A 435-nucleotide genomic window follows, 5' to 3' on the forward strand; every position below is an offset into this window, starting at 1 on the left:
CCGGGCGGTCGGCGACACCACGGACGAGGTGCGGCACGTGACCGTGCAGGGGGTGGGCGCCCGCTGGGCCGGGGCCGAGCTGGGATCGCTGTCCGCCTGAGCGTCCCGACAAGGTGTCGGCAAGGTGTTGCGTCCGCGGTGTCCCGCGTGGTCACATGGTATCCAGCTCGCGGTTAGGGTTACCTAACCGCGTCCCGCCCCCGATGTCCAGGAGGCGTCCATGCCGGCCGTCCCGAGCAGGCGTGAGTCCACGCCGCGACCGGTGTCCATGCGCGACCTGCTCGCCGCGTGCGCGGCGGCCGCCGCCGTCTCCACGCCGCCGCCCGCGCCCGAGCCGCCGCGGCACGAGAAGGCCGTACGCGACCGGCGCGCGGCTGCGTAGGGCTCCTACGGCACCACGACGACCGTGCGGCCGATCGTCGCGAACCTCCACAT

1 protein-coding gene and 1 pseudogene are annotated in these 435 nt (G+C 74.5%); both read left to right on the forward strand.

Going from position 1 to position 435, the window contains the following annotated elements; genetic code table 11:
- A pseudogene (locus tag LPA54_RS39350) lies at positions 1 to 100 on the forward strand (tRNA (adenosine(37)-N6)-threonylcarbamoyltransferase complex ATPase subunit type 1 TsaE); the annotation flags it as partial.
- Positions 101 to 220: 120 nt separating this feature from the next.
- Complete coding sequence (locus LPA54_RS39355) at positions 221 to 382, forward strand: hypothetical protein (RefSeq protein ID WP_167741061.1); 162 nt, start codon at positions 221 to 223, stop codon at positions 380 to 382.
- Positions 383 to 435: the final 53 nt, after the last annotated feature.

The sequence above is a fragment of the Streptomyces sp. DH12 genome (assembly GCF_020873895.1).
Lineage (GTDB): Bacteria > Actinomycetota > Actinomycetes > Streptomycetales > Streptomycetaceae > Streptomyces.